At 53.0% G+C, this 24268-nt stretch carries 18 protein-coding genes; 7 read left to right on the top strand and 11 right to left on the bottom strand.

The window, feature by feature from the left end:
• Positions 1 to 99: 99 nt before the first annotated feature.
• Entirely contained in the window at positions 100 to 1017 is a 918-nt protein-coding gene (locus tag NSS64_RS31120; protein ID WP_341142643.1) for a MerR family transcriptional regulator, read from the bottom strand.
• A gap of 287 nt (positions 1018 to 1304) precedes the next feature.
• Between NSS64_RS31120 and NSS64_RS31115 the strand changes: the two genes are divergently transcribed.
• Positions 1305 to 2852: a phospholipase D family protein gene (locus tag NSS64_RS31115; protein ID WP_341142642.1), complete on the top strand. Its 1548-nt coding sequence runs from the start codon at positions 1305 to 1307 to the stop codon at positions 2850 to 2852.
• 419 nt (positions 2853 to 3271) lie between these two features.
• Here NSS64_RS31115 and cls read toward each other — a convergent pair whose 3' ends face one another.
• Complete coding sequence (gene cls / locus NSS64_RS31110) at positions 3272 to 4780, bottom strand: cardiolipin synthase (RefSeq protein ID WP_076080844.1); 1509 nt, start codon at positions 4778 to 4780, stop codon at positions 3272 to 3274.
• A gap of 183 nt (positions 4781 to 4963) precedes the next feature.
• Between cls and NSS64_RS31105 the strand changes: the two genes are divergently transcribed.
• Positions 4964 to 5878 carry a TetR/AcrR family transcriptional regulator gene (locus tag NSS64_RS31105; RefSeq protein ID WP_340994750.1) on the top strand — a complete coding sequence of 305 codons (915 nt, stop codon included), beginning with the start codon at positions 4964 to 4966 and terminating at the stop codon, positions 5876 to 5878.
• A 64-nt stretch (positions 5879 to 5942) separates the two neighbouring features.
• Positions 5943 to 9137, top strand: a complete 3195-nt coding sequence (locus NSS64_RS31100) for an efflux RND transporter permease subunit (protein ID WP_341142641.1) — start codon at positions 5943 to 5945, stop codon at positions 9135 to 9137.
• Positions 9138 to 9469: 332 nt separating this feature from the next.
• On the opposite strand, the gene NSS64_RS31095 is transcribed toward NSS64_RS31100, so the two are convergent.
• Complete coding sequence (locus NSS64_RS31095) at positions 9470 to 10165, bottom strand: TorD/DmsD family molecular chaperone (protein ID WP_036726172.1); 696 nt, start codon at positions 10163 to 10165, stop codon at positions 9470 to 9472.
• A gap of 326 nt (positions 10166 to 10491) precedes the next feature.
• Between NSS64_RS31095 and moaA the strand changes: the two genes are divergently transcribed.
• Positions 10492 to 11493 carry a GTP 3',8-cyclase MoaA gene (gene moaA, locus NSS64_RS31090; RefSeq protein WP_341142640.1) on the top strand — a complete coding sequence of 334 codons (1002 nt, stop codon included), beginning with the start codon at positions 10492 to 10494 and terminating at the stop codon, positions 11491 to 11493.
• 84 nt (positions 11494 to 11577) lie between these two features.
• Here moaA and NSS64_RS31085 read toward each other — a convergent pair whose 3' ends face one another.
• The 4 genes from NSS64_RS31085 to NSS64_RS31070 form a co-directional block, all read right to left on the bottom strand.
• Complete coding sequence (locus NSS64_RS31085; protein ID WP_340946504.1) at positions 11578 to 12159, bottom strand: hypothetical protein; 582 nt, start codon at positions 12157 to 12159, stop codon at positions 11578 to 11580.
• Between the two features lie 207 nt (positions 12160 to 12366).
• Entirely contained in the window at positions 12367 to 13689 is a 1323-nt protein-coding gene (locus NSS64_RS31080; RefSeq protein WP_341142639.1) for a helix-turn-helix transcriptional regulator, read from the bottom strand.
• A gap of 76 nt (positions 13690 to 13765) precedes the next feature.
• A complete protein-coding gene (locus NSS64_RS31075) occupies positions 13766 to 13945 on the bottom strand; it encodes an aspartyl-phosphate phosphatase Spo0E family protein (protein ID WP_340946501.1) in 180 nt (59 codons plus the stop codon).
• Positions 13946 to 14323: 378 nt separating this feature from the next.
• Positions 14324 to 15718 (bottom strand): helix-turn-helix domain-containing protein, encoded by a 1395-nt coding sequence (locus NSS64_RS31070; protein WP_341142638.1) that lies wholly within the window; start codon positions 15716 to 15718, stop codon positions 14324 to 14326.
• Positions 15719 to 15954: 236 nt separating this feature from the next.
• On the opposite strand from NSS64_RS31070, the gene NSS64_RS31065 reads away from it, so the two are divergent.
• Complete coding sequence (locus tag NSS64_RS31065; protein WP_341142637.1) at positions 15955 to 16344, top strand: hypothetical protein; 390 nt, start codon at positions 15955 to 15957, stop codon at positions 16342 to 16344.
• Between the two features lie 65 nt (positions 16345 to 16409).
• Here NSS64_RS31065 and NSS64_RS31060 read toward each other — a convergent pair whose 3' ends face one another.
• Complete coding sequence (locus NSS64_RS31060; RefSeq protein ID WP_341142636.1) at positions 16410 to 17027, bottom strand: LysE/ArgO family amino acid transporter; 618 nt, start codon at positions 17025 to 17027, stop codon at positions 16410 to 16412.
• Between the two features lie 499 nt (positions 17028 to 17526).
• On the opposite strand from NSS64_RS31060, the gene NSS64_RS31055 reads away from it, so the two are divergent.
• Positions 17527 to 19008, top strand: a complete 1482-nt coding sequence (locus NSS64_RS31055; RefSeq protein WP_445667863.1) for an aminotransferase-like domain-containing protein — start codon at positions 17527 to 17529, stop codon at positions 19006 to 19008.
• A 191-nt stretch (positions 19009 to 19199) separates the two neighbouring features.
• Here the strand turns inward: NSS64_RS31055 and NSS64_RS31050 are convergent, their stop codons facing one another.
• The 3 genes from NSS64_RS31050 to NSS64_RS31040 are packed head-to-tail and all read right to left on the bottom strand — an operon-like array spanning position 19200 to position 22736.
• Positions 19200 to 20267, bottom strand: coding sequence for a sensor histidine kinase (locus tag NSS64_RS31050; protein WP_341142634.1), 1068 nt, complete (start codon positions 20265 to 20267; stop codon positions 19200 to 19202).
• 2 nt (positions 20268 to 20269) lie between these two features.
• The gene (locus NSS64_RS31045) at positions 20270 to 20941 is read right to left on the bottom strand and encodes a response regulator transcription factor (RefSeq protein WP_341142633.1); all 672 of its coding nucleotides are present in this window, start codon (positions 20939 to 20941) and stop codon (positions 20270 to 20272) included.
• Positions 20871 to 22736 (bottom strand): ABC transporter ATP-binding protein, encoded by a 1866-nt coding sequence (locus NSS64_RS31040; protein WP_340946489.1) that lies wholly within the window; start codon positions 22734 to 22736, stop codon positions 20871 to 20873. The genes NSS64_RS31045 and NSS64_RS31040 overlap by 71 nt, the downstream gene beginning before the upstream one ends.
• A gap of 240 nt (positions 22737 to 22976) precedes the next feature.
• Here NSS64_RS31040 and NSS64_RS31035 point away from each other — a divergent pair, with 240 nt between their 5' ends.
• Positions 22977 to 24194, top strand: a complete 1218-nt coding sequence (locus NSS64_RS31035) for an MFS transporter (RefSeq protein WP_340946488.1) — start codon at positions 22977 to 22979, stop codon at positions 24192 to 24194.
• The last annotated feature ends 74 nt before the right edge of the window (positions 24195 to 24268 follow it).

Here is a 24268-nt window from a genome sequence, read left to right as displayed (position 1 = left end):
GTTGCTAGACTTGTCCACAGCAAAAGAACCGGCCAGCCCTGTACAAGGGTTCTGACCGGTTCCTATGGAATCTACTTCAATTAAAATCCGCTATATTTGCTACGCTCTATGCCGGGTTGTGACATATTCCTGATCGAACCAGGCTTGCCACTTCTCCGGCGGCTCCGCCATCACATAGGTGGCGTTGGTATCCTGGAGGCTGATTGCCTCATAAGCTTTACCGCCCGCGATGAGCTGCATCTCCGGGTACAAGCTGCCGAGCCGTTCAAGCAGCTCCTCCGTATAGGGGACCAGCGTACCATTCGTAACGGATAGGCAGACAGCTCCGATCCGCTCTTGCTTCTCCAGCAGCTCCATCACACCGTCCTCGGGGGTATTGGCCCCCAGATAGATCACTTCAACCCCGTTTCTGCGCAGGAACAGCGAGAACAGCAGCAGGCCGACCTGGTGATGCTCTCCTGCCGGGCAGAAAGCAAGCACCTTGTGCAGATGGGCATACACCGGGAACACGTGAAAGAACTGGGACAGCCGGTTCGAGATCATATGTGTCATATAATGCTCCTGGGCCACGGTTGCCGTCCCTTGCTCCCAGGCATCGCCAACCTTCACCAGAACAGGCACCAGCACCTGATGGACCATCGCCTCATAGCCGTACAGGGAGAACCCGAAATCGATCAGGGCATCCGCCCGCTCGCCCTGGATGTCGAGCAGCGCTGCATAGATCTGCTGCCTCATTTTGTCCAAGGCATCCTTGGGATCCCCGCCCGCAACGGACATACGCTCATCCAGGTCCTTCTGCTTATGCTGCTTCAGCATCCGCACGGCATGTGAGATACTGATGCCCTGTTTATCGGTCTGTTCCTTCAACCAGCGAAGGTCCTCAATATTCTCTTGGTTGTACAGCCTATAGCCGGATTCGGTACGTTCCGGGACGACAGCCTGATACCGGTTCTCCCACGCCCGCAGAGTGACAGAGGGAATATCGAGCATTTCGACGACCTGTTTGATGGAATACACGATGGATCTCACTGCCTTCCTGTTTACACTGAATACATTTGAAGATTCAAACCTTATACAAATTATTTACACTCATTATACAATTGCATCTGTGTTATGTCACCAGAACTTGTATGATGCAGCTCCATGGTACGGTGCGGATGAAATGGAGCGCTTATTGTAACACTAGATTTTTCAGGGATTTTGCCGTCAGCTGCTTCACTTCTCCTTAGCGGGCGTTATAGGTATTTACAATGCTGGCCACACTAGAGCCGCTCTGGCCCCGCAGCAGACCCAGGAGGATTATTATGAATCAAGGCCGCCGTCCCGTCACACCCGAACAGTTACATATCACGCTGGCTTCCGGCGCCATTACGCCATCCCGCCACAAGCGCCAATGGCAGTTCTTCCTGCGCCGCCGCTCCAGACTCCTGATGGCCCTGACCCTTCTTCTCCTCTGGCTGGCCGGGGTGATGATCTATCAGACCCATAAGCCGCTGCCGCCCGGACTTTCTGCGGAGAGTCCTGCGTATAAGGTGAATACGGTCGCCTTCTGGCATGATCTGACTTACCAGGACAACAGCGGGAAGCAGGCAAGGGAAGAACAGATTCTGCCCCGAATCCTGCAGATTATTGAAGAGTCCAGACAGTTCCTCGTGATCGATCTGTTCCTGTTCAATAACTATACCCATACAGACCAGCAGTTCCCCCCTGTCAGCAGACAGCTTACCGATAAGCTGCTTGCCCAGAAAGCCGCCCATCCTGCGATGGAGATCGTCTTCATCACCGATGAGGTGAATACGAATTACGGCTCTGCGCCTAATGCCCTCCTGGAAGAGATGAGAGCCGCCGGTATTAAGATCATCATGACGGATGTAGACGGTCTGCGGGACTCGACTCCTGCCTATTCTGCGGTCTGGCGCACCTTCATCCAGTGGTTCGGACAATCCGGCACCGGCTGGATTCCGAATCTGATGGCCAGCGGAGGACCGGACATTACCGCACGTTCCTACCTGAAGCTGCTCAATGTCAAAGCGAACCACCGCAAGGTCGTGCTCAGCGAGAACACTGCCCTGATCTCCTCCGGCAATGTGCATGATGCCAGCGCTTATCATTCCAACATTGCCCTGGAGGTGCAGGGTCCAATCCAGGAGGATATTCTGCGGAGTGAGCAGGCGGCGGCTAATCTCTCGGGAGCCGGTCCCTTGCTGAGCAAGCCTCCTGAATTCAAAACGCCCGCTGCCGCATCCGGGGAACCTTCGCTTGAAGTCCGCTATCTGACCGAAGGCAAGGTATACAAATATGCCCTGGATGGGATCGCTGCGGCAGGACCCGGGGATGTCATCTGGATGGGTATGTTCTATCTGGCGGATGACGGAATTATTGATGCCCTGCTTGCCGCAGATGCACGGGGCGCCCAGGTGAGGCTGCTGCTTGATCCCAACCAGAATGCCTTCGGACGGGACAAAATCGGCATCCCGAACCGTCCCGTTGCCATGGACCTGGACCGCCGCTCTCAAGGAAATATTCTAATCCGCTGGTACAATACAGGCGAGGAGCAGTATCATAGCAAGCTGATGTTCATTGCCAAGGCGTCAGGCGACTCTACCCTGCTGGGCGGATCAACGAACTTCACAGCCCGTAATCTGGACGACTATAACCTGGAGAATGACCTCTATGTATCCGTTCCGCGGGAACAGCCGCTGTATGCGGAGGTGGAGGGCTACTTCAACCGGCTATGGAACAACGAGGGCGCTGAATACAGCCTGCCGCTCACGGAATATCAGAGTGAGGTCACCTGGTTGAAATACATCCTCTACCGGATACAGACCCGGCTTGGCTTCACTACCTTCTGAATGGGAAAAGAACACATTTCACCCTAGACGGGTGAATAAAATACCTGCGCGCAAACACAATGTATGCTGTTTTTCACATACATTCGGCCATGCGCCTACATATGAGCACAATGTATACTGTTTTTCGCATACATTCGGGCCATGCGCCTGCATGCGAGCACAATGTATGCTGTTTTTCACATACATTCGGGCCATCCGCCTGCATGCGAGCACAATGTATGCTGTTTTTCACATACATTCGGGCCATCCGCCTGCATGCGAGCACAATGTATGCTGTTTTTCACATACATTCGGGCCATCCGCCTGCACGCCACTTATCCAAAACAGAAGAAAATCATAATTTCCTAAAAACAAAAAACGGTACAGCGCCACAAAAGGACGGTACCGTTTTTTTGTTGTCCGCTTGTCCGCTTGTCCGCTTACAGCAGCGGAGACATCAGCCGGGCTGCGGATTCCAGCAGCCGCTCCAGCAGTCTTTTCTCCATGAAGGTCTCATGGACAATCTGCCGCGTGGACTGCAGGTCACGCTCGAAGTCTGCGACAATGCGCGAGACACTCTCGGTCTGCAGCAGCAGCGCGTTCACCTCGAAATTAAGATGGAAGCTGCGCATATCCATGTTCGCTGTTCCGATCGTAGCAATCTCCCCGTCTGCAATCAGCAGCTTGGAGTGGATGAAGCCCTTCTCATATTCATAGATCTTCACGCCGGACTCCAGCAGCGCCGGGAAGTAGGAATGGGAGGCCAGGAACGGAATCCATTTATCCGGCTTGGCCGGGAACAGCAGGCGGACATCTAGCCCCGACATAGCCGCCACACGCAGCGCAGTCAGTATATCCTCATCGGGGATGAAGTAGGGACTGGCAATCCAGACGGATTTTTCCGCTGTAGTAATCATGGAGAAGAAAATATTCTTGAGCGCACGCCGCTCATTATCCGGGCCGCTGGCAATAATCTGCACCGCCCCGTCTCCGGTAGTGAAGCGAAGCTGCGGGGAGAGGTAATCCTGCTCCAGGATCTTCTCGCCGGTGGTGTGCATCCAGTCCTGCAGGAAGATAATCTGCATCGTCCGCACCGCTTCGCCCCTCAGCAGCATATGTGTATCCCGCCAGAACCCGTAGGTCTTGCTGCGGCTCAGGTACTCATCCCCTACATTCAGCCCGCCCATGAAGCCGACATCGCCGTCGATGACCACGATTTTGCGGTGATTGCGGTAATTCACCCTGCTGGAGAAAAAGGAGGTCGAGTTGCCGTAAGCAGCCACCTGCACCCCCGCATCACTAAGCTCCTTAAGGAAGGCTCTGGAGAGCTGCATGCTCCCGACCGCATCATACATGAACCGGACTGCAACGCCCGCGCGGGCTTTCTCAATCAGAATCTGCTGAATGCGCGTGCCGATATGATCCGCCCGGAAAATATAATATTCCATATGGATATGATGCTGCGCCTGCCGCAGCTCCAGCAGCAGTGTCCCGAAGGTCTCTTCCCCGTTGGTCAGAATGCGCGACTCTGAATTGAAGGAGATCGGCGTGCGACCGAGCCGCTGGGACAGGCCCAGCAGCTTCTGCTGCGAGGGGCTGAACACCGACCAGTCCTGGTGCATCCGCAACGCATCGTTCTCAATCCGTTCATAGGCCATGAGGTCGCGCTGGGCCTTCTTGTCATACTTGCGCCGCTTGAATACATTCTGCCCGAACAGGAAATAGAACACCAGCCCCAGCACCGGGATCAGCGCGAGCAGCAGAATCCAGGACACTGTGGTGGAGGGATTGCGGTTCTCCATGAAGATCCCCAGCGCGACAGAGATGACCGTCAATGTCGAAAATATACTGATAATGGTTCCGGCTGTACTGCCGAAAATCCCAAATCCAAAATAATAGAAAGCCAGCATAGCCGCTATGATGACCATAGCCTGCAGTCCTCTTCTCATATGTACCCTACCTTCTCATTCCGCCGATTCTCACCAAAATGACACATTTATATCTTACATGAAGAATCCGTTTCTTCCTACTGAAACCTGCAAATTTGTATTGCTGCAGGATATATAATATAATCTCACTGACCAATCAGTCAAATACAGAACTGTCTAGTCAGAACGGGGGCCTATATCGCCTTGACCGCTAAAAGCATGACCAAAAAAGAACAAATCATTAAGACCGCCATGCAGCTGTTCGCTGTAAAAGGCTCCTCCTCCACCTCCATGCAGGAGATTGCCGAATTATGCGGGATCTCCAAAGGAAGTCTGTATCTGATCTTCAAATCCAAAGAGGAGCTGGAGCGCAGTATATACATCTACTGCTTCCGGATGATTCATGATCCGCTGCAGCAGGAGGAGCAGGCAGCAGGCATAGAGCCCAGGGAGAAGCTGCGGAACCAGCTCGAAATACTGCTTAGTCATGTATACGAGCTGCGCGAATTCCTGCAGCGCCAATTCCAGGAGGTGGCCGGCCGGGGTGTAGCCGAGATTCCCGATTGGGTGAAGCAGAACAACGCTGCCCTGCTGCGCTGGTTCCAGCAGAAGCTGGAGCTCATGTACGGCCCAGAGATTCTGCCCTATGCAGGCGAGCTGTGCGTGCTCAGCCACGGCATGATCAGTTCCAGCATCAAGCTGCTGTTCGGTCAGGAGACTGTTGTCTCCATCCCTGAGCTGGCTGACCGGCTGGTCGACTGGCTGGACATTATGGTCTCCGGCCTGCTTGCAGGAAAGCCCGCTCCTCTGATCTCTTCCGCAGTCCTCGCCGGATGGGCCGAGGGTCAAGGAGAAGGACCGCGCCAGAGCCCGCTTCAGCTGATTAAGGCGATGAAGCTCCTGCTCAGTGAAGCGGACGGAATACACCACGAGCATGCCGAAGACGGCCTGGAGTCCCTAAGCATTCTGGAGAACGAGATCCTAACCTCCCAGCCCCGTAAAGCGATCATTCAAGGGATGCTGGCCAATCTTGAGGGGTACCCCGGGCTATCCGGCGAGCTAAGTCAATTGAAGAAAGTATTCGCTCCTTATATGCACACTTCCTGCGGATTTCATTAAGCGAAGCGCAGATGCGGCACGCCTGTAATATCAAGATTAAATGTACTGGAGGTTCTTTTTACTGATGAAAAGCCTAATTAATTTCTCGCTCCGCAACAAATTCGCCGTCTGGCTGCTGACGATCATTATTGTCTTCGCCGGTCTGTACAGCGGATTGACTATGAAGCAGGAGACCCTGCCTAACATTAGTATCCCTTATCTCAGCATTACTACTATTTATCCCGGAGCCGCACCCGAAGGGGTCGTGAATGACGTCAGCAAGCCGCTGGAGCAGAAGCTCCGCAACGTAGACGGCGTGAAGATGCTGACCTCCACCTCTCTGGAGAACGCCTCCAGCGTCACCATTGAGTTCGACTACGGCACGAACCTGGACAATGCCACAGCAGCAGTACGGGAAGCCTTGAACGAGGTGAAGCTGCCGGATGAGGTGCAAAAGCCGCAAATCTCGCGCTTCAGCCTCAGCTCGCTGCCGGTCATCTCCCTCAGCATCTCTGATGAGAGCTCCGGCGATCTGGAGGAGCTGACCCGGGTTGCCGAGAATGATATCCGCCCGGCGCTGGAGGATATCGAAGGCGTCGCCTCTGTGCAGATTGCCGGACAATATGTCAAAGAAGTGTCCCTGAAGTTCAATCAGGAGAAGCTGAAGCAGTACGGACTGACCGAGGATACGATCAAAGGCATCATCCAAGCCTCCTCCCTGCGGGTGCCGCTCGGATTGTTCGAGATGGACAAGTCACAGAAGGCTGTTGTGGTTGACGGCAACATCACTACGGTGGAGGACTTGCAGAATGTCAGCATTCCGCTGGTTCCTTCCGCCCCTGGCGCTGCCGGAGCAGGAGCTGCCGGTGCGGGAGCCGGGGAGGCAGGCGGTGCAGCTTCAGGTGGTGCTAGTGCTGCTGGCGGCACCAATGCTGCGGCTGGCAATAACGGCGCTGGCGCTGGCGCCATGACCGGGCTGCCGACGGTGAAGCTGAGTGAGCTTGCCACTATCGAGGTGGTCGGAAAATCGGAATCAATCTCCCGCACCAACGGCAAGGAATCGATCGGGATTCAGATTGTGAAGGCCAATGATGCCAACACCGTCGATGTCGTGAACGGAGTCAAGGACAAGACAGAAGAACTGAAGAAACAATACAAGTCGATGGACCTCACCGTACTGCTGGATCAAGGCAAGCCGATTGAGGATTCCGTGAACACGATGCTGTCCAAGGCTGCCTTCGGCGCCCTGTTCGCCGTGCTTATCATCCTGCTGTTCCTGCGCAATATCCGTTCTACCATTATTTCTATTATCTCGATTCCATTATCACTGCTGATTGCAGTATTATGCCTGCGGCAAATGGATATTACGCTGAACATGATGACACTCGGCGCCATGACCGTGGCCATTGGGCGGGTAGTCGATGACTCCATCGTGGTCATTGAGAACATCTTCCGGCGGCTTACGCTGACCGGCGAGAAGCTTCGCGGCAGAGAGCTGATCAGCGCGGCTACCCGTGAGATGTTTGTGCCGATTATGTCCTCAACCATTGTGACGATTGCCGTCTTCCTGCCGCTCGCTTTTGTCAGCGGTATGGTCGGTGAGCTGTTCCTGCCGTTTGCCCTCACTATGGTATTCGCGCTGCTGGCTTCACTGGTGGTTGCCATTACCCTGGTGCCTGCACTGGCCCATACCCTGTTCCGTAATGGACTCAAGAAGGGGAAAAAGGGCCACGAAGACAAGCCCGGCGCATTGGCGGGCGGGTATGTCCGAATCCTGGACTGGTGTCTCTCGCATAAGCTGATCACCTTGGGTGTTGCTGTTCTGCTGCTGGCAGGCAGTCTGTTCCTGATCAAGCCGATCGGCGTCAGCTTCCTGCCTTCCCAGAAGGAGAAGAATGTTACGCTTACCTTCTCCCCGAAGGCCGGTCAGACGCTGGAGGATGTGAAGGCGCAGGGCCTGAAGGCTGAGAAGTTCATTCTGGCCCAGCAGCATCTGGACAAAATGCAATATTCCATCGGCGGCAGCGGCCCGTTCGGAATGGGCTCAGGCAATTCAGGCTTGTTCTATGTCACGTATGACAGCAATACGCCTGATTTCGATACCGTGAAGGAGAAGTTAATTGAAGGCTTAAGCCAAGAGGTGCCGGATGGCGTGTGGGGCGATTTGTCCGGCATGGCCGGAGGCGGACTGGGCGGCAGTACCCTTACTGTCAACATCTACGGCGATACGCTGGAGCAGCTCAAACCGGTAGCCGATGAAATTGCCGGAGTTGTTCAGGCAGATACCAAGAACTTCAAAGACGGGAAGACCAGCCTCTCCGAAGCCTATGAACAATACACCATCGTGGCTGACCAGGCTAAGCTTAGCTCACTGGGCTTAACAGCCGGACAGCTTGCGATGAAGCTGAGCCCCGACGGAACCCGGCCTGTACTGACTGAGGTAGAGCTGGACGGCAAGAATTACAAGGTCTACATTGAGACGGACAAGGATTCCTACAATAGTATTGAAGAAATGAAGGCCGCCACGCTCACTTCTCCACTGGGCATTACTGTACCGATTGGCGAGGTAGCAAGCATTGAACAGGGCCAGTCCCCGGATTCCATTACCCGTGAAGACGGCAAAATGAAGGTCGAGGTCACCGCCGACATTATCTCCAGTGACATTAATAGTGCATCCAAAGCCGTTGAGGACAAAATAGATGCCCTTGATCTTCCGGACGGCGTGACCATCACCTTCGGCGGAGTCACCGAGCAGATTAATGAGACCTTCGGGCAGCTTGGCATCGCCATGCTGGCGGCTATAGCCATTGTATACTTCGTGCTTGTAGTCACCTTCGGCGGTGGTCTGGCACCGTTCGCCATCCTGTTCTCGCTGCCGTTCACAGTTATCGGCGCTCTTGTCGCCCTGCTCCTCGCTGGCGAGACCTTGAACGTCTCGGCACTGATGGGTGCACTGATGCTGATCGGGATCGTGGTCACCAATGCGATTGTCTTAATTGACCGCGTAATCCATAAGGAACAAGAGGGAATGTCTACCCGCAAGGCGCTGCTTGAGGCCGGGGCTACCCGCCTTCGCCCGATTCTCATGACTGCGCTAGCGACCATTGGCGCCCTGCTGCCACTGGTTACCGGCCTGGAGAACAGTGCCGGGATCATCTCCAAGGGGCTTGGCGTAACCGTCATCGGCGGTCTCGTCAGCTCCACGCTCCTGACCCTGGTCGTTGTACCGGTGGTGTATGAGTTCCTGATGAAGTTTCGGAGTAAGAAGACTTACGAATAAATAAGGGATGAACTTCAGTTTCAGTTATAAGAGCTGATTGTAAGAACATAGCGTAAAGCTCAGACGTCACTACAGTGGATATTTGGACTTCCGGCCGCTGTTGTCTCCAGATTTCCTGATTTAGACCGCTTGTTGCGGTAGAAATCCGGAGACAAAGGCGGACGCTACCGCTCCTACAGTTCCAAAATCCCCCTCCGATCCTACACGCTTTTTGTTTTTTCTTTGGATCATGACCTATCAAGTGAAAGCTTAAGTTCAAGATCCCACGAGCAGAAATAAGGCGCCCTTCCGGTTGATGGAAGGGCGCCTTTTTGATTGAGAATGGTTACTTATTAAGCCATCGCCGCCGCACTGCTCTCCAGCGAAGCCTTCCAGGCACGCAGCATGTGAAGATCCTGCGGCAGGAATTCCTCCAGCATATGGCTGAGTCCCAGATACAGCGGGCTGTCGGTGGCAGCGTTCATTCTCGCACAGAATTGTGGAGTCCACTTCAGTAGATGCTCCTCAAGGAATCGCTCCTGAATCTCCAGAAGCTCCATCGCACTGCGGATCGAGAAGCTGTTGTACAGCATCCGTTCATGCAGCACGGCCATGAATTCCAGCTCAATGGCAATATGGTCGTCGGCTTCACCGCTGCACTTCTTGAAGACAATGCCCGCCGATGCGTACACATCCGAGAGCACGTTGCAGAATTCTTCCTCACGGCCCAGCTGAGCCGCTTCACGGGCCACGAAGGAGCTGACGGCCCGCTCATTCATCAGACGTTTGTATTCGAGTTTCTCTTTCTCACAGATGGCCGGTAGCATCGACGGCTCCTGGCTGCACAGGTAACGCTTCAATTCACGGCCGCCTTCGGTCATCTCCGCAGCGACACTCATCTCACGGTTACGGCTCCACTGGGCGACCAGTGAGAGTGATGGTTTTCTTCCATAGAAGTCCACCAGCAGCTGATATATTAATCCCCGACTCTCCAGCCAGCGGCTGCAAGCCTCCGGCACGACAAGCGATGGAACAGTTGGTATGGTCATTTTGCAAATCCTCCCTACATAGTTTGCCGGATACCCGGGGTATCCTTAGGGATCGCCGCCTGAGCCTTCCGGTATCATAGCTGTGCTTCGCAAAAGTAAAAGGTTCTAAAGTTTGAATCTTCCGCACCTAAATTATATCGAAATTGATAAGCGCTTTCGGTGAGCATTCTATGACCATTCCCTGGAATTGTCGCACTTTTGTCATAATTAGGCTGCTGCTTTGGCCTTCTGTCCCCCTATGCTTTAGATTGTCCGCTTGTGCATTGACGCAGCGGGCTGCTTTCTTTAAAATTTAAACTAAAATCAACAGGTGAAGGAGCAACGCTATGGAGCCGCTGACTGACCCTTTTGGACGCATACATGATTACCTCCGTATCTCGGTTACAGACCGCTGCAACCTGCGCTGTATCTATTGTATGCCCGCCGAAGGAATGCAATTCCAGCCGCAGGACGAGATTATGAGCTACGAGGAAATTGCCGCTGTGGTGGAGGCGCTTGCGCCCCTGGGCCTGCGGAAGGTCCGGCTGACGGGGGGCGAACCGCTGGTCCGTAAGGATCTGGAGAAGCTGGTAGCCATGATCTCCGCTATACCCGGCATTGAAGATATCTCATTGACGACGAACGGGCTGATGCTGCCAGCCAAAGCGGCTATCCTGAAGCAGGCCGGGCTGTCCCGGGTGAACATCAGCCTGGATTCGCTGCGGCCGGACCGCTTCTCGATGATTACCCGTGGCGGCGATGTTGCCAAGGTGCTGAAGGGAATTGAAGCCGCAGAAGCCGCTGGACTGTCCCCGATCAAGCTGAATGTCGTGCTGATGAAAGGCATTAACGATGACGAGATTAAGGATTTCATCGCCTTGACCTTGAACAGCCCGCTCAATGTTCGCTTCATTGAATACATGCCGATCGGCAGCGCCAGCGATGCCTGGCGGCAGACCTATCTGCCGCTGGAGACTGTAGTAGAGGCCTGCAAGGAAGCTGGCTGGACCACCGAGGAGGCCGACATGCCCTCCGGGAATGGCCCTTCCCAGAACCGGCGTATCACCGGCGCGAAGGGAACCTTCGGGCTGATCCATCCGGTCAGCGAGCATTTCTGCGACAATTGCAACCGCCTGCGCCTGACTGCCGACGGCAACATCAAAGCCTGCCTGTACTGGCAGGACGAATATAATGTGCGCCCGCTGATCAGCGACCCTGCGGCGGTACAGGCCCTGTTCCGCGAGGCGCTCGGCAACAAGCCGCATAACCATGAAATGGCCCTGGCCCTGGAGCACAAAGCCCAGAGCCACACCCCCACCGCCCGCCGCATGTCGCAGATTGGCGGATAGATGCCACAGAGAGAAATGTAACAGGCCCATGAACAAGTTCATGGGCCTGCTTAAGTAGAGCAGATTCATAGTTCAAGTGTTAAGCTACTCCAACACAGTCATTGAAGCAACCGCCTTTTCATAAGCCTCTGGATCAATTTCCTTGGCAGATTTCATACTAAAGTAAATTCCATCAACCTCAAAATATAAAAACTCCTGGTCCCCTTTTTCCTTAATCCAGTTTCCCGTTATGGTTTGAGTAAGCTGAACTTTTCTTGTTGTTTCAATTTCATGTAACGGTTCAAGCTCACTGGAGGACTCCGTAATTAAACCACGAATAAACGAGAGATTAACTTCATTTTCTGCGGCCTTAACGCTATGCAGGTAGTCATCAACACCCAGGCCAATTGTGGGTATGTACACTTTACTAAGTCCAGCTTTCTTCGCAGCAGTAAGGATTTCGTTTTTTTGCTCATCAGTGTAACTTAACAGTTCACCTTGTTGCTTCTCTGGATTGTCCATCTCTCCTGAATCGTTATCAGCATTTTCGGTTTGGATCGGCTCAGTCACAGACGGCCTAGCGGTCTGGGCTGGATCAGAAGAAGATATGTTACTAACCCGACTACAACCAACTAACAATATTTCTATTAATACGACACTCGCTAATAATCTTCTTTTATAATTCATTGTTAATTCCTCCCCACACTTCAGAAACCTATTTATCCATCATAGGCTAAACGAATTGCGGAAAGTTCTCATTAAGGTCTCAATAATATCTCATTTTTGGAAATCTATAATAATTCTATGCTGTCCAACGCATGAAGTCTGAGATTCCTTGAAGGATCTCAGACTTCATGTAAGGAGGATCTATAGTTTAAACCGTTCCTGACTACCTCAACCCGACTTAGGAATATCCGTAATCGCAATCTCGAAATCGACGGATATGGTCCCCCGGATCACTTGTTGCTCGCTGTCTAATTTGGCGGATAAGTCGACGCTTTGCATAATCACATCGTCACCTTTGTACCGTTTGCGGGTGAGATAGTAGGTCGCCAGCTCGCTGCAGAATTGGGTATAGTTTTTTTCATGAATGAATTTGTTGTGTTCACCAAAGATACTGTAAACCTTCCGGTAAGGAATGTAGTCCGCAAATCTCTGTATCACATGATCCACGTCCCACTTATACTGATTAGCCAATTGCACGATCTTGAACAGTGCCATAAAAATCTCATTCTCACGGGTTGAGATATACTCTATATATTCTTCCAGCACCTCAATCTGTCCATCCATTAAGCGGTAAAGGTACGTATTCGCCGTTCCCCATTCTATATATTGGGCCTTAATACGCCTTGCTTCTTCGTCATCTTCCCGTATCCAGCTATGATCCATATAGAGAGGTACAATATCCAATGCGGATGTATAGTTCCCCATCTCTTCATAAGTAGACGACCTCATTAGCTGAGCATGTAATATATAAGTATACAGCGGCCTTTTATATAACTTATGATCTCTATGCCTACGGCCTGATTCACCATGAAAATCATAATGGACGGAAGCCACTCGGAGCATCTCTTCTACAATCTCAGATACCTTGTCCCATTTCTGAAGCGCGAGATAGATATCCGCCAACTGCTTCAAAGCATCCAACTGATTAACTTCGTCCAGCTTATCGACATAATTCTCTAATAAAGTAGCAGTGATTAGATTTTTGTGCGGATCATCACCAAGATGAATCAGGAAGAGCCGATACTGGCAGAGCGCCAGCCGTTCGGAATGCTGGTATTTCTCGCTGGCTCCCACATTTTCGTAGATTAATGCTGCGGCCTGCCAGTTTTTCTGCTCAAATAACTCCTCCGCAACCTCGAACAGCAGCGGTGCATACAGCAGGTTATCCAGTAAATTCTGCGCCACCCGCTCAATACAATCAAGACGCGATAACGCCGCGCATTGCAGCAGGAACGGCCGTAAACGTCGCCAGGTCGGTGTCGAATCGTATAAACATTCATCCACATACTGACTGTAAAAGTAGTCCTCCGGCAGCCCCATCCCGCTGGTCACGCGGGTCAGGTGATTCATCGCCAAGGCCTGCTGGCCTTTCATGACCCGGCTGAGTGTGCCGGAATGAATTCCGCTGGCAATTGCAAACTGATTAATAGACAGTTTATGTTTTGTGAGATGCGCTGCTATCTCATCTCGAATTTTGACTGTATGCTCCACCGCATTTACCACCTCTTTTATACACGTATCCGTTGGATCTTATATTTAAATTTCCAGTTATTTTCATGATCAATATTTAAGCAGGCGGACGCTTGTTCATCCGATAGGCATTATCGTAGGCATTGAGCAGCTCATCCAGTACTACGGATTGCCGCAAGACCTCCGGGTGATTGAAACCGCCATATTGAATATGTAATGTATAAAGCTTACTCCTAGCTTGCTCTATACGAATTCTAACGATTGCTGGACTATGCATGGGAATCCCGCCTCCTTATGCAACATTATAGATATTTATGTAAAACTGCATAAAATAGGTCTCTTTGCATTATCTACTATATTGGTTATAGATACAATTATTTCAAAACCATGGCGAGAAACAGTAAGTCTGCTCTGCCTCTTACAATTGACATCAACCGTTTGATAAATGTATGTACATCTACACGGCAGTTAGGTTCTGGATACATCCCCCTTTAGAAATCAGCAAATAAAAAACGTTCCCGGAATAAACGGGAACGTTAGTTGATGGATCAGTTAACCACCAATACCATGTGAGTTAGTTTGAATTATTGACTGAATGCTGCTATATTTTACAATTCCACTAGTTGAAATTGCAGACAAAATTACGACAGATACGCTACATAGAACCAGAAGCTTGATAAATTGTTTTTTCATTTGGTTTCCACACCTCTCTCATTAAAAATTTGTATCTTTCCAACTCTTCTACACTGGCAACATCCCTGTATTGTTCAAACAAATTGACACAAGTGATTGCCACACTCTCATTGTTTATAATAAATGAAGATTCCAAACTTTCTAGTAAGAATTCAATCCCTCTGTTTCTTTTATTATGTAAATAATAGTTTGCCAATTCAGCAAGAAATCTCGCGTGTTTGTCTGCCATAATCTGTGAGTTGTATTGTCCGAATTCTGATTTATAAGTTCGATATGGGATATAGGCAGAGAAGCGCTCCAGAATATGATCAACATTCCAATCATACCAATTTGCACATCGGATAATATTGTAAATCGCCGTAAATATCTCGTCTGTTTGTGCAGATATATATTCGACATACTCGTCTAGCACTTCTATTTGTCCGTCCAGCATACGGTATAAGTAAATATTCGCAGTACCCCACTCTCTAAACTGAACTAACGTCCGTCTCGCTTCTTCATCATCTTCCTTTATCCAGCTTCCGTCCATATAGCGCGGCACAAGTTCTATAGCAGATTTATAATCCCCGTATTCCATGCAAATACTAGAGAGAAAGAGATGAGATCGCAAAATATAGAGATATAGTGGAGTTTTAGAAGTCTTAATGTTGCCTCGATTTAAGTTTGACTGGAGCTGGAGATTATAACGTAGTGTAGCCAGTTCAAGCATCTTCTCTGCGAGTTCATTAACTTTAGGCCACTGCTGCAAGGAATAGTATACTTCCAACAAATCTTTCAGCCCATCCAACTGATCCGCCTCATTCAGGCGCGGAATGTAGCTCTCGAACAGAGTGGCTGCGCGCAGGTTCGTGCTCTGGTCATCACCCAGGGCAATCTGGAATAGGCGGTATTGGCAGGTGGCCAAGCGTTCGGAATACTGGTATTTCTCGCTGGCGCTTACGTTCTCATAGAGGAGTGCCGCCGCCGGCCAGTGGCCCTGTTGGAACAAGCCTTCCGCTACTTCATACAGCATGGGAACATAGGTCAGATTATCCAGCAGGTTCTCCACCAGACGCCCGATACAATCCGTTCGCCCCAGTTCCGCACACTTCACAATGAACGGGCGAAGCCGCCGCCAGGTCGGTGCCGAATAATAGAAACACTCCTCCACATACAGACTGTAAAAAAAATCCTCGCTCACCCCCATTCCCGCAGTGATTAACTCCAGATGGCTCATGGCAATGGGCTGATGGCCATTAATAATCCGGCTCAGTGTCCCGGAATTAATGCCAGATTTTATGGCGAACTGATTAATGGACAACCCCTGCTGGGTTAAATAATCTGCAAGCTGGTCTCGAATCATGACTGCAGGCTTCAAAGCAACACCACCTCCCACATTCCATAATTTAGAACATTATGTTTATATCTGTATGGTAGAGGATGGGATTTCAACCGTCAATAGAATAGAGTCAAATAAAACAACTATAGCTCGAAAGTGTGAAGAATTCGAAACAGTTTGGCAACGGGCTTGCCGAATCTTACGGATAAGGGCTGAATCAATAATTTAGAAGTTATTGAATAAAGGCCAAAAACATTTCATTAGGGGGAGCGTTTATGAAAAGAATCGGCATCATTTCAATTTCATTAATACTATTACTTGTTTTAATATATCTTTTAGTCAAACCAAATCCTAAGATTGTTAGCGTCACTCTTATTTCTGAAACAGCTGAAACTGCTTACACTGATAACGATAGCATCCGGGTATTCAATGATGCTATAAGAACTGTGAAAAAAGTACGCGGGGCTGTTGATGTGGGTCCACCAACGTATCGAATGAATGTTACTTACGCGGATACCGAAGTTGTGAGATTCAGCCTTTATTTAGATTTTAAAACCAAAAGTGGATTTTTGATTAAAGATAGTAATAGCGAAGAAATGTTGAAATTAAAAGATCGCAGCTCTAAAGAATTAACAGATCTATTGAGTAAAGTAAGTACAAACTAAAATAGTCAGTTAAATGAGGCTAAAGCAAGTCTCCTATCATTCAGCAGGAATGAAGGGAAATCTCTTTAGCCATACAACAGCCCCCACAACTGAACTCCCATATAAACGGCGATCCCCCAGATCAACAGGGCGGATACGGTATTCAGCCCCTTCATGACTTTGCCGGAAGCATCCAGCCTGCCGAGCTGGCGGCCCGCTGCAGCAAGACCCAGGAACCAGAGCCAGGAGACAGTCACTGTCGCCGCCGCGAAGGCCCAACGCACCAGCCCATCGTATTGCAGCGAGCTGGTCCCGATCACGCCCACCGTATCTAGAAGGGCATGCGGGTTCAGGAGGGAGACAGACAGCGCATAGAGTATCTGTCCCTTCGGCGAGAGACGGCCCGACTCATCCTTCGCTGGAGTAGAGCGCCAGATTCTCCAGCCCATGAAGGTGAGAAACAGAATGCCCGCTCCATATATAACAGGCGTGACCCAGCTCACCGAAAGAATGACCAAGGAAACTCCGCCGACTGCCGCAGCGATAAGCAGCGTATCGCAGACTGCCGCTGTCAGAACGACAGGCAGCGTACTGCGGAATCTCGTATGCTGTGCCCCTTGATTGAAGACGAATATATTCTGTACGCCCAGCGGCAGAATCAGCCCGAAGGCCAGAATGATTCCATGTATAATGGCCTGTACCATTTCTTTTCCCCCTTATATCTTCCTAGTAGTGCTTCCAGATAAACGAGCCTCTCAGGCTACCTCCGGTATTAGCCTACTGATCGTACCCTGCCATAGCAGCTGCCGTAACCATCCAAGTTCTGCGGCACATACCAACCAAGACGAATGAAAGAGGAGGAATCATGGTAGACTGGAAGAAAGAAGGAACGAAAGAGAGAAAGAAATGAGGGCTATGCTATTCAATAGCGGCTGTGAGGAGCGACAATCGCTCGGTAGCCCTCGCAGTGGCACAATGTGTTCAGTTTTTCGCATACATTGGGGCCGGTTGCCTGCGCTGAAGCATAATGTGTTCAGTTTTTCGCTTTTGTACATTATTTTGTCCGGAAGGAACCTGCCCTTGACACATCCTCAACGGTACAACCATACAACAACAGACTTAGGCACGCCCGGCCCATCCGTATATACGGATGATTCCCGGCCCGCAGCTCCTGAAGCGCAGCAAGCTGGTGCTGGCTCCGGCCTGCTGGACACATGGAAGCCGGACCCGGCTTCTCCGCTGCCGCTGCATAGTCAGATCTTCGACTACTTCCTGACCAAGATCACCACCGGGGCCTGGCCGCCCGGCATGCGGCTGGCCCCGCAGCGGGTGCTGTGCCGCCAGTTCGGCGTGAACCGCAGCACAGTGGTTACAGCGCTGGGCCAGCTTACCGCCCTTGGCCTGATTGAAGGCAGACGCGGCGGCGGAACAATAGTTACAGGCGGGCGGCCGCCTATCGGCCGTACAGATACGGTAAACGCAGCGGCTCCAGCCGGGCCGGAACGCTCAGGCAACTGGAATGACTATGTAGAGGAGGGAATTCACTATCCCAACCTGCCCACCATCCAGGACATTAACCGGCTCGAGTATGAGCCGGGTCTGATCCGCCTTGGCACCGGTGAGCCAGCGCATGAGCTGCTGCCCAGAGCCGCGATGAACGAGGTGCTGGCCGGACTCGCGCAGCGCGTTCTTCCCCCGCTCTCCTATGAGGAGCCGCTTGGCAATTCGGCGCTGCGGGCGGCGGTCAGCCGGTTACTGGCCCGGAGCGGCATTACCGCTGGACCGGACTCCATCCTGATTACCTCCGGTGCCCTTCAGGGGCTTCAGCTTATTGCCCTCGGGCTGCTGCCGCGCGGCTCTTCTATCCTGCTAGAGAAGCCGTCCTATCTGTATTCGATTCATGCCTTTCAGTCTGCCGGGGTGAAATTCAGCGGCCTGCCTATGGACGGGCGTGGTCTGATCCCGGAGCAGCTTGCAGCCGAGGCGGTCCGCAGTAAGGCGGCGATGCTCTACAGCATCCCTTCTTTTCATAACCCTACCGGAATCCTGATGGATGCCGAGCGCCGCCGGGAGCTGATGGAGGTCACAGGCAAACTTGGGCTGCCCATTCTGGAGGATGGGGCCTACCAGGAATTATGGCTGGACGCTCCGCCACCACCGCCGCTGAAGGCACTGGACCATGAGGGACGGGTCCTGCATCTGGGTACTCTGTCCAAGGCCGCCAGCCCCGGTCTGCGCATCGGCTGGATTGCCGGACCAGAGCCGGTCGTCCGGCGGCTGGCCGACATCAAGATGCAGAGTGATTACGGCGCAAGCTCCCTGTCTCAGCTGGCGGCCGCCAGCTGGCTTACGGGCGGCTATCATGAGGAGCACGTGCATGTGCTGCGCGGCAGACTACGCGCGCGCCGCGACCACATGCTTGAGCTGCTGCAGCTCCATTGCACCGGACTGGCAAGCTGGAATATACCGGAAGGCGGCTTCTATATCTGGCTGTCGCTCCACCAGGCTGTCCCCCCGCGCAAGCTGTTCACCGCAGCGCTGCGTGCCGGACTGCTGCTGAATACTGGCGATCTGTATGACCGCAGCGACGGGAGGCATCTCAGACTGTCCTACGCCTATGCCTCTGCGGCAGAACTGGAGCGCGGCATCCCCCTGCTGGCAGAGATGATCCGGCGGGAACTCTGATGGGAGACAACGCAGCCCTATCTCAAGCGAATACGGATGCGCAAATAGCCCCGAACCCTGACAACATCATCTGGCTGTCATGGGTTCGGGGCTATGTTGTTCGGGGCCCGGGGGAACGCGAGGATACCACCGGCATAATGAGCTTCTTGGCCCGTGAAGGCCCGGGCTGAATAACCGGGCAGACCATGGGTTCAGCTAACCTGCTGCGGCAGCCGCACGATGAACGCCGTCCCCTCTCCGGGGCGGCTTGTTACGTGTACGCTGCCTTCGTGGAGCTCCACGATCTTCTTCACGAGCGGGAGTCCCAGCCCGCTGCCGCTGCCGCTATTGACGCTTCTGGACTTATCCGCCTTATAGAACCGTTCGAAGATCCGGGCCAGCTCCTCTTCGGTCATGCCGATCCCGCTGTCCCTGACCTCCACTTCCGCCCACTCCCTCGTATTGCGCATAGTGACAGTGATCCTTCCACCCTGCGGAGTGAATTTGATGCTGTTATGCAGCAGGTTGGTCCATACCTGGCTCAGCAGATCCTGCACCGCAGTCACGGTGGTCTCCTGAAGCTCGGCCTCCACCTCAATCTCCTTGCCGAGCCACTGCGGCTCTGCGGCCAGGATCATCGCCTGCACCTGCTTATCCAGCCTATAGGGCTTCCGCTCGAACGGGAAGCTCTCCGCATCCAGCACGGACAGCTTCAGCAGATTGTCGCTCAGGCCGGACAGACGGCGGCTCTCCGCTTCTATAATATCCAGGTAATGCTTGCGTATCTTCGGACTGAGGTTCTCCTCTTGCAGCGCGACAGCGAACCCGCGGATCGAGGTCAGCGGCGACTGGATCTCATGGGATACGCTGGCGATGAAGTCCTGCCGCATCAGCTCCATCCGGCTCAGCTCACTCGCCATTTCGTTGATCCCTTCCACAATCCCTCCGAACTGCCGGTACTGGCCGCTGTTCTCCAGTTCAATCTTGAAGTTGCCTTGAGAGATCTGCCGCATGGCTGTAAGGATCGGCATATAGAAGTTCTGATCCTTGCCGCGTGTAGCAAAGGCAATCATCGCCCCGCAGACGAAAAAGATGATAATCTGCATCGCCATAACAAACAGGTGATACCCGTATTCGGAGAAGGACCAGTGAAAATAATGGACCAGCAGCCTTGAGCCGAAATAGCTTCCGTTCCAGGAGATAAAGAACATGGTCAACATTCCGGCTATAGGTCCAACAATACTGATTTTCTCCCATATCTTCATGACTCTGCGCTTCATGCTTATCCCTCCAGCCGGTAGCCAAGCCCCCGGATCGTACGGATGGAGAATCCGAACTTCTCCTGCGGAAACCGCTCGCGCAGACGGCCTACATGCACATCCAGCGTCCGCTCATTGCCTTCGTAATCGTAGCCCCAGATCTCTTCAATCAGCCGGTCACGGGTCAGCGTCTGCCCCCGGTAACTGGCCAGCTTGAAGAGCAGCTCGAATTCCTTCAGCGGCAGCGTGAACCCGCCATGCTCGGACTGCACCTCATAGGTGGCGCGGTTCATCCGCAGACTGCCAACGGTAACACTCTGGGCGGCCGCAATCTGGTAACGCTTCAGCAGGGCCTTGACCCTGGCGATCAGCACCGGCGGCTCGAACGGCTTGACCAGATAGTCGTCTGTGCCCAGCTCGAAGCCTTTGACAATCTGCGAGGTTTCCCCTTTGGCCGTCAGCATCAGAATCGGAAAATCATACTGCTTACGCAGCTCACGGCACAGCTCCCAGCCGTCCATATTCGGCATCATAATATCAATGATCGCCATATCCGCCGCAGTCTCTTCGAGCAGCCGCAGCGCCTCCAGTCCATCAGAAGCGCTCAGCACCTCGGCCATCCCTTCAGCTCTCAGGAACACTCCCACCAATTCGCGGATATGCGGATCGTCGTCCACCACCAGTATTTTGACCATAATCTGTCGAACCCTCCTCTATCCCTTGGCTCAGAAGCTCAGGTGTGTTCATCTGCAGCTGCTGCTCGGCGAATTCACGGTACAGCTCATGGTCCCTCAGCAGCTCCTCATGCGTGCCCTTGCCGGTAATCCGGCCCTTCTCCATGAAAATAATCTGGTCCGCATTGACCACCGTAGCTAATCTGTGAGCAATCACAATCGTAGTCCGGCCCTGCATCAGATTGCCCAGCGCCTTCTGCACCACGGCCTCCGACTGGCTGTCGAGGCTTGAGGTCGCCTCATCGAGCATGAGAACCTTCGGATCGCGCAGCAGTGCTCTGGCGATGGCAATCCGCTGCCGCTGTCCGCCGGACAGCTTCACCCCGCGTTCTCCGACATCCGTGTTGTACCCGTCCGGGAGCTCTTCAATGAAGCCGTCGGCGTAGGCCATGGCCGCCGCCCGCTTCAGCTCCTCCTTGCTGATCTCGCGGTCCAGCCCGTATCCGAGATTCTCGGCAATAGTACCGGCCAGCAACGGACTTTCCTGTGAGACATAACCGATTCTCTTCCGCCAGGATTTGAGGGAGAACATCGATGCCGGTTTGCCGTCCAGCCGGATGACTCCGCTCTGCGGCTCATAGAAGCGTTCCAGCAGCGAGAACAAGGTTGTTTTACCGCCTCCGCTCGGACCGACAATGGCAGTCACCTGCCCCGGCTGCATAGTGAAGCTTACCTTGCTGAGCACCTTCTCGCCCGTCTTGTATCCGAAGCTGAGATCCTCCACAGCAATCGGTCCCTCTGTGCCTTCAGCCTCTTCCACGCCGTCATACACCTCTTCCTCTGCGGCAAGGGTCTCAATAATCCGCTCAGAGGCTCCCTTGGCCTTCTGGAGCTGGGTGAAGAATTGCGTCAGCTGCGTCAGCGGCATAATAATCTGGATCAGATACAGAATGAAGGCGACCAGTTCACCGGCAGTGAGCGCCCCCGAGGATACCAGCATCCCGCCATAGCCGATAATAACTACCAGCAGCATCATGAAGACGAAGGAGATCAGCGGGCTGATCAGGGCGCTGATCTTACCCTCACGAATCCCGAAGCCCAGCAGGTTCATAATCCCTTTCCGCCCGGCTTCATACTCCTTCTGCTCCGCGCCCGAGGATTTCACCAGCCGAATCTCGGACAATACACCGCTGAGTACAGCGGTGAAGGAGGCCGTCTCGTCCTGCGTGCCTTTGGAGATCTTGTACATCTGCCGTCCCAGCGGCACCAGAATGAGCGCCGACAGCGGGAGCACCGTGAACAGCACCAGCGTCATTTTCCAGTTCAGATAGAACAGCACCAGGACAGAGCCGACAATGGAGATGAGGCCGGTGAACAGACTGGCCAGATGCTCCGAGATCAGTGTCTTTAGAATTCCTGTATCATTAGTCATCCGGCTGACGCTCTCGCCTGTCCGGTTCTCATTGTAATAGGAGACGGGCAGCACCAGGAATTTGCGCCACAGCCTGTCACGAAGCCCGGCCACAACTTTTTGCCCGACGGCATTCAGAAGATAGATCGAGACTCCGCCAGCCACGGTCTGCGCAATGAACGCTCCGGCGATACCGGCAATCTGCAGCTTGCTGACAGAAGCCAGCGAGAAGCCGTCCACCAGATTCTTCGTGAACATGGGAATGACCAGACCGACCAGGGTCGAAATGATGCTGAGGCCAAGGGCCAGCGCCAGCAGCAGATAAGATGGCTTGGTTTCGTGCAGCAGCTTCAGGAACGGCTTCATGGCCGCGCCCTGCTTCTGCGGTGCTTGCTTGTTTGTCATAAGGAATCCCCTTTTCCGGCAGATAGATGGTTGGAGCAGTGGGGCCCCGCTTCCGCCTTAGAACCCAGAATAACTGGCCTATGTAAACTGAAGTTAAACAGATATTTTGCCATTGATTTGTAATTCCCCATAAAAGTTGGTTTGTATCCCTTTTCAACAAATGTTACAGTGATATCAGCGGCATAATAAGGCGGCCACAGCAAGAATGCAAGGCATCCTAGCGGGAAAGGAGTGCAACGTTTGCGGGATCATCTCGATAAGCAGCTGTCTTTCACCTCTCTGAAATGGTTCAACTTCTTCGTATATGGAACGGTTGTCCTCTTCACCAGCTTCTTTCCCTTATATCTGCAGGATGTGGGGATGAATAAGCTGGAGATTGGGAGCCTGATGTCTGTAGGCGCACTGGTCTCCATTATTGCCAACCCCTTCTGGGGCATCTGGAGTGACCGATATCAGAATATCCGGCGGATTGTCCTCGTCATGCTGACGGGAACGCTGGTCTTGACCCAACTTGTCTTTCAGGCGAATACATATGAAATGATCTACATATCCATTCTGTTCTTCTATTTCTTCCAGGGGCCCTTGTTCGCCCAGAGCAACACGATGATTCTCAGCTATATTGACGGAACCAGCCGCAGCTTTGGCTCTTTCCGGCTATGGGGATCACTAGGCTGGGCTTTCACCGCCATCCTTGCCGGTCCCGTGATTGAATGGGCCGGCATCTCTGTGCTGTCCTATCTGTTTGCGTCCCTGCTCTGTGCGGCGATGATTGCACTGATCACCCTGCCGAAGCTGGACCATTCGATCGGAATCGCCCCCTTGCCCTTCAAAGGCATGAGCCAGATCTTCCATAACCCGTTCTTCCTGTGCTTCATCCTCTTCGGCATCCTGGTCTCGATCCCGAATACGATGAATAACACCTTTGTGTCACTGTACATCACGGAGCTGGGCGGAAGCAAGACCATGATCGGTCTCGCTGTATTCCTGTCCTCCATCCTGGAGATGGGTGTGCTGCTCCTGTGCAATATCGTTCTCCGGCGCAAAATCCCGGTCCTGCTGGCCTCGCTCACGCTGGTCAGCGCGCTGTTCTTCCTGCGGTGGTGGCTGATGGCCGATGCAACGACTCCGCTGCAGGTCGCACTTATTCAGGTGCTGCACTCCATTACCTTCGGCGGCTTCTTCTATGTCGGAACCCAGTTGACCATGCTGCTGGTGCCAAGGCCCTACCGTTCCTCGGGACAGGCTCTCTACACACTCACCTGGAGCGGAATCTCCGGCATTCTTGGCGGCGTCCTCGGCGGCTGGATGTATCAGACCCTCGGCGCGCAGACGATGTATCAATCCGGTGCGCTTCTTGCCCTGTTCGGGGCGATCGGCTTTGGAATGATGTGGCTCACTGTCATTCGCGGCAGCTACCGCCCTCCGGCTGATCCCGAGGACGAGCTGGCGGAAGACTAGGAATGCGCACAGGTGGAAACGGCTTTGCCGTCCTTTAAAAGGACGGTACCGTTTCAGCGAGAAATAGAAGGATA

This window comes from Paenibacillus sp. FSL H8-0122 (assembly GCF_038005345.1).
In the GTDB taxonomy this organism is placed as follows: Bacteria; Bacillota; Bacilli; order Paenibacillales; family Paenibacillaceae; genus Paenibacillus_AQ.
This window is presented reverse-complemented; position numbering and strand designations above follow the sequence as displayed.

What these genes read in the sequence shown, in the direction of transcription:
- moaA (WP_341142640.1), top strand. Translation starts at nt 10,492, where the DNA reads ATGGAGCCGCTGACTGACCCTTTTGGACGCATACATGATTACCTCCGT.
- NSS64_RS31050 (WP_341142634.1), bottom strand. Translation starts at nt 20,267, where the DNA reads ATGAAGCGCAGAGTCATGAAGATATGGGAGAAAATCAGTATTGTTGGA.
- NSS64_RS31060 (WP_341142636.1), bottom strand. Translation starts at nt 17,027, where the DNA reads ATGGTACAGGCCATTATACATGGAATCATTCTGGCCTTCGGGCTGATT.
- NSS64_RS31085 (WP_340946504.1), bottom strand. Translation starts at nt 12,159, where the DNA reads ATGAATTATAAAAGAAGATTATTAGCGAGTGTCGTATTAATAGAAATA.
- NSS64_RS31095 (WP_036726172.1), bottom strand. Translation starts at nt 10,165, where the DNA reads ATGACCATACCAACTGTTCCATCGCTTGTCGTGCCGGAGGCTTGCAGC.
- NSS64_RS31045 (WP_341142633.1), bottom strand. Translation starts at nt 20,941, where the DNA reads ATGGTCAAAATACTGGTGGTGGACGACGATCCGCATATCCGCGAATTG.
- NSS64_RS31100 (WP_341142641.1), top strand. Translation starts at nt 5,943, where the DNA reads ATGAAAAGCCTAATTAATTTCTCGCTCCGCAACAAATTCGCCGTCTGG.
- NSS64_RS31040 (WP_340946489.1), bottom strand. Translation starts at nt 22,736, where the DNA reads ATGACAAACAAGCAAGCACCGCAGAAGCAGGGCGCGGCCATGAAGCCG.
- NSS64_RS31115 (WP_341142642.1), top strand. Translation starts at nt 1,305, where the DNA reads ATGAATCAAGGCCGCCGTCCCGTCACACCCGAACAGTTACATATCACG.
- cls (WP_076080844.1), bottom strand. Translation starts at nt 4,780, where the DNA reads ATGAGAAGAGGACTGCAGGCTATGGTCATCATAGCGGCTATGCTGGCT.
- NSS64_RS31075 (WP_340946501.1), bottom strand. Translation starts at nt 13,945, where the DNA reads ATGCATAGTCCAGCAATCGTTAGAATTCGTATAGAGCAAGCTAGGAGT.
- NSS64_RS31065 (WP_341142637.1), top strand. Translation starts at nt 15,955, where the DNA reads ATGAAAAGAATCGGCATCATTTCAATTTCATTAATACTATTACTTGTT.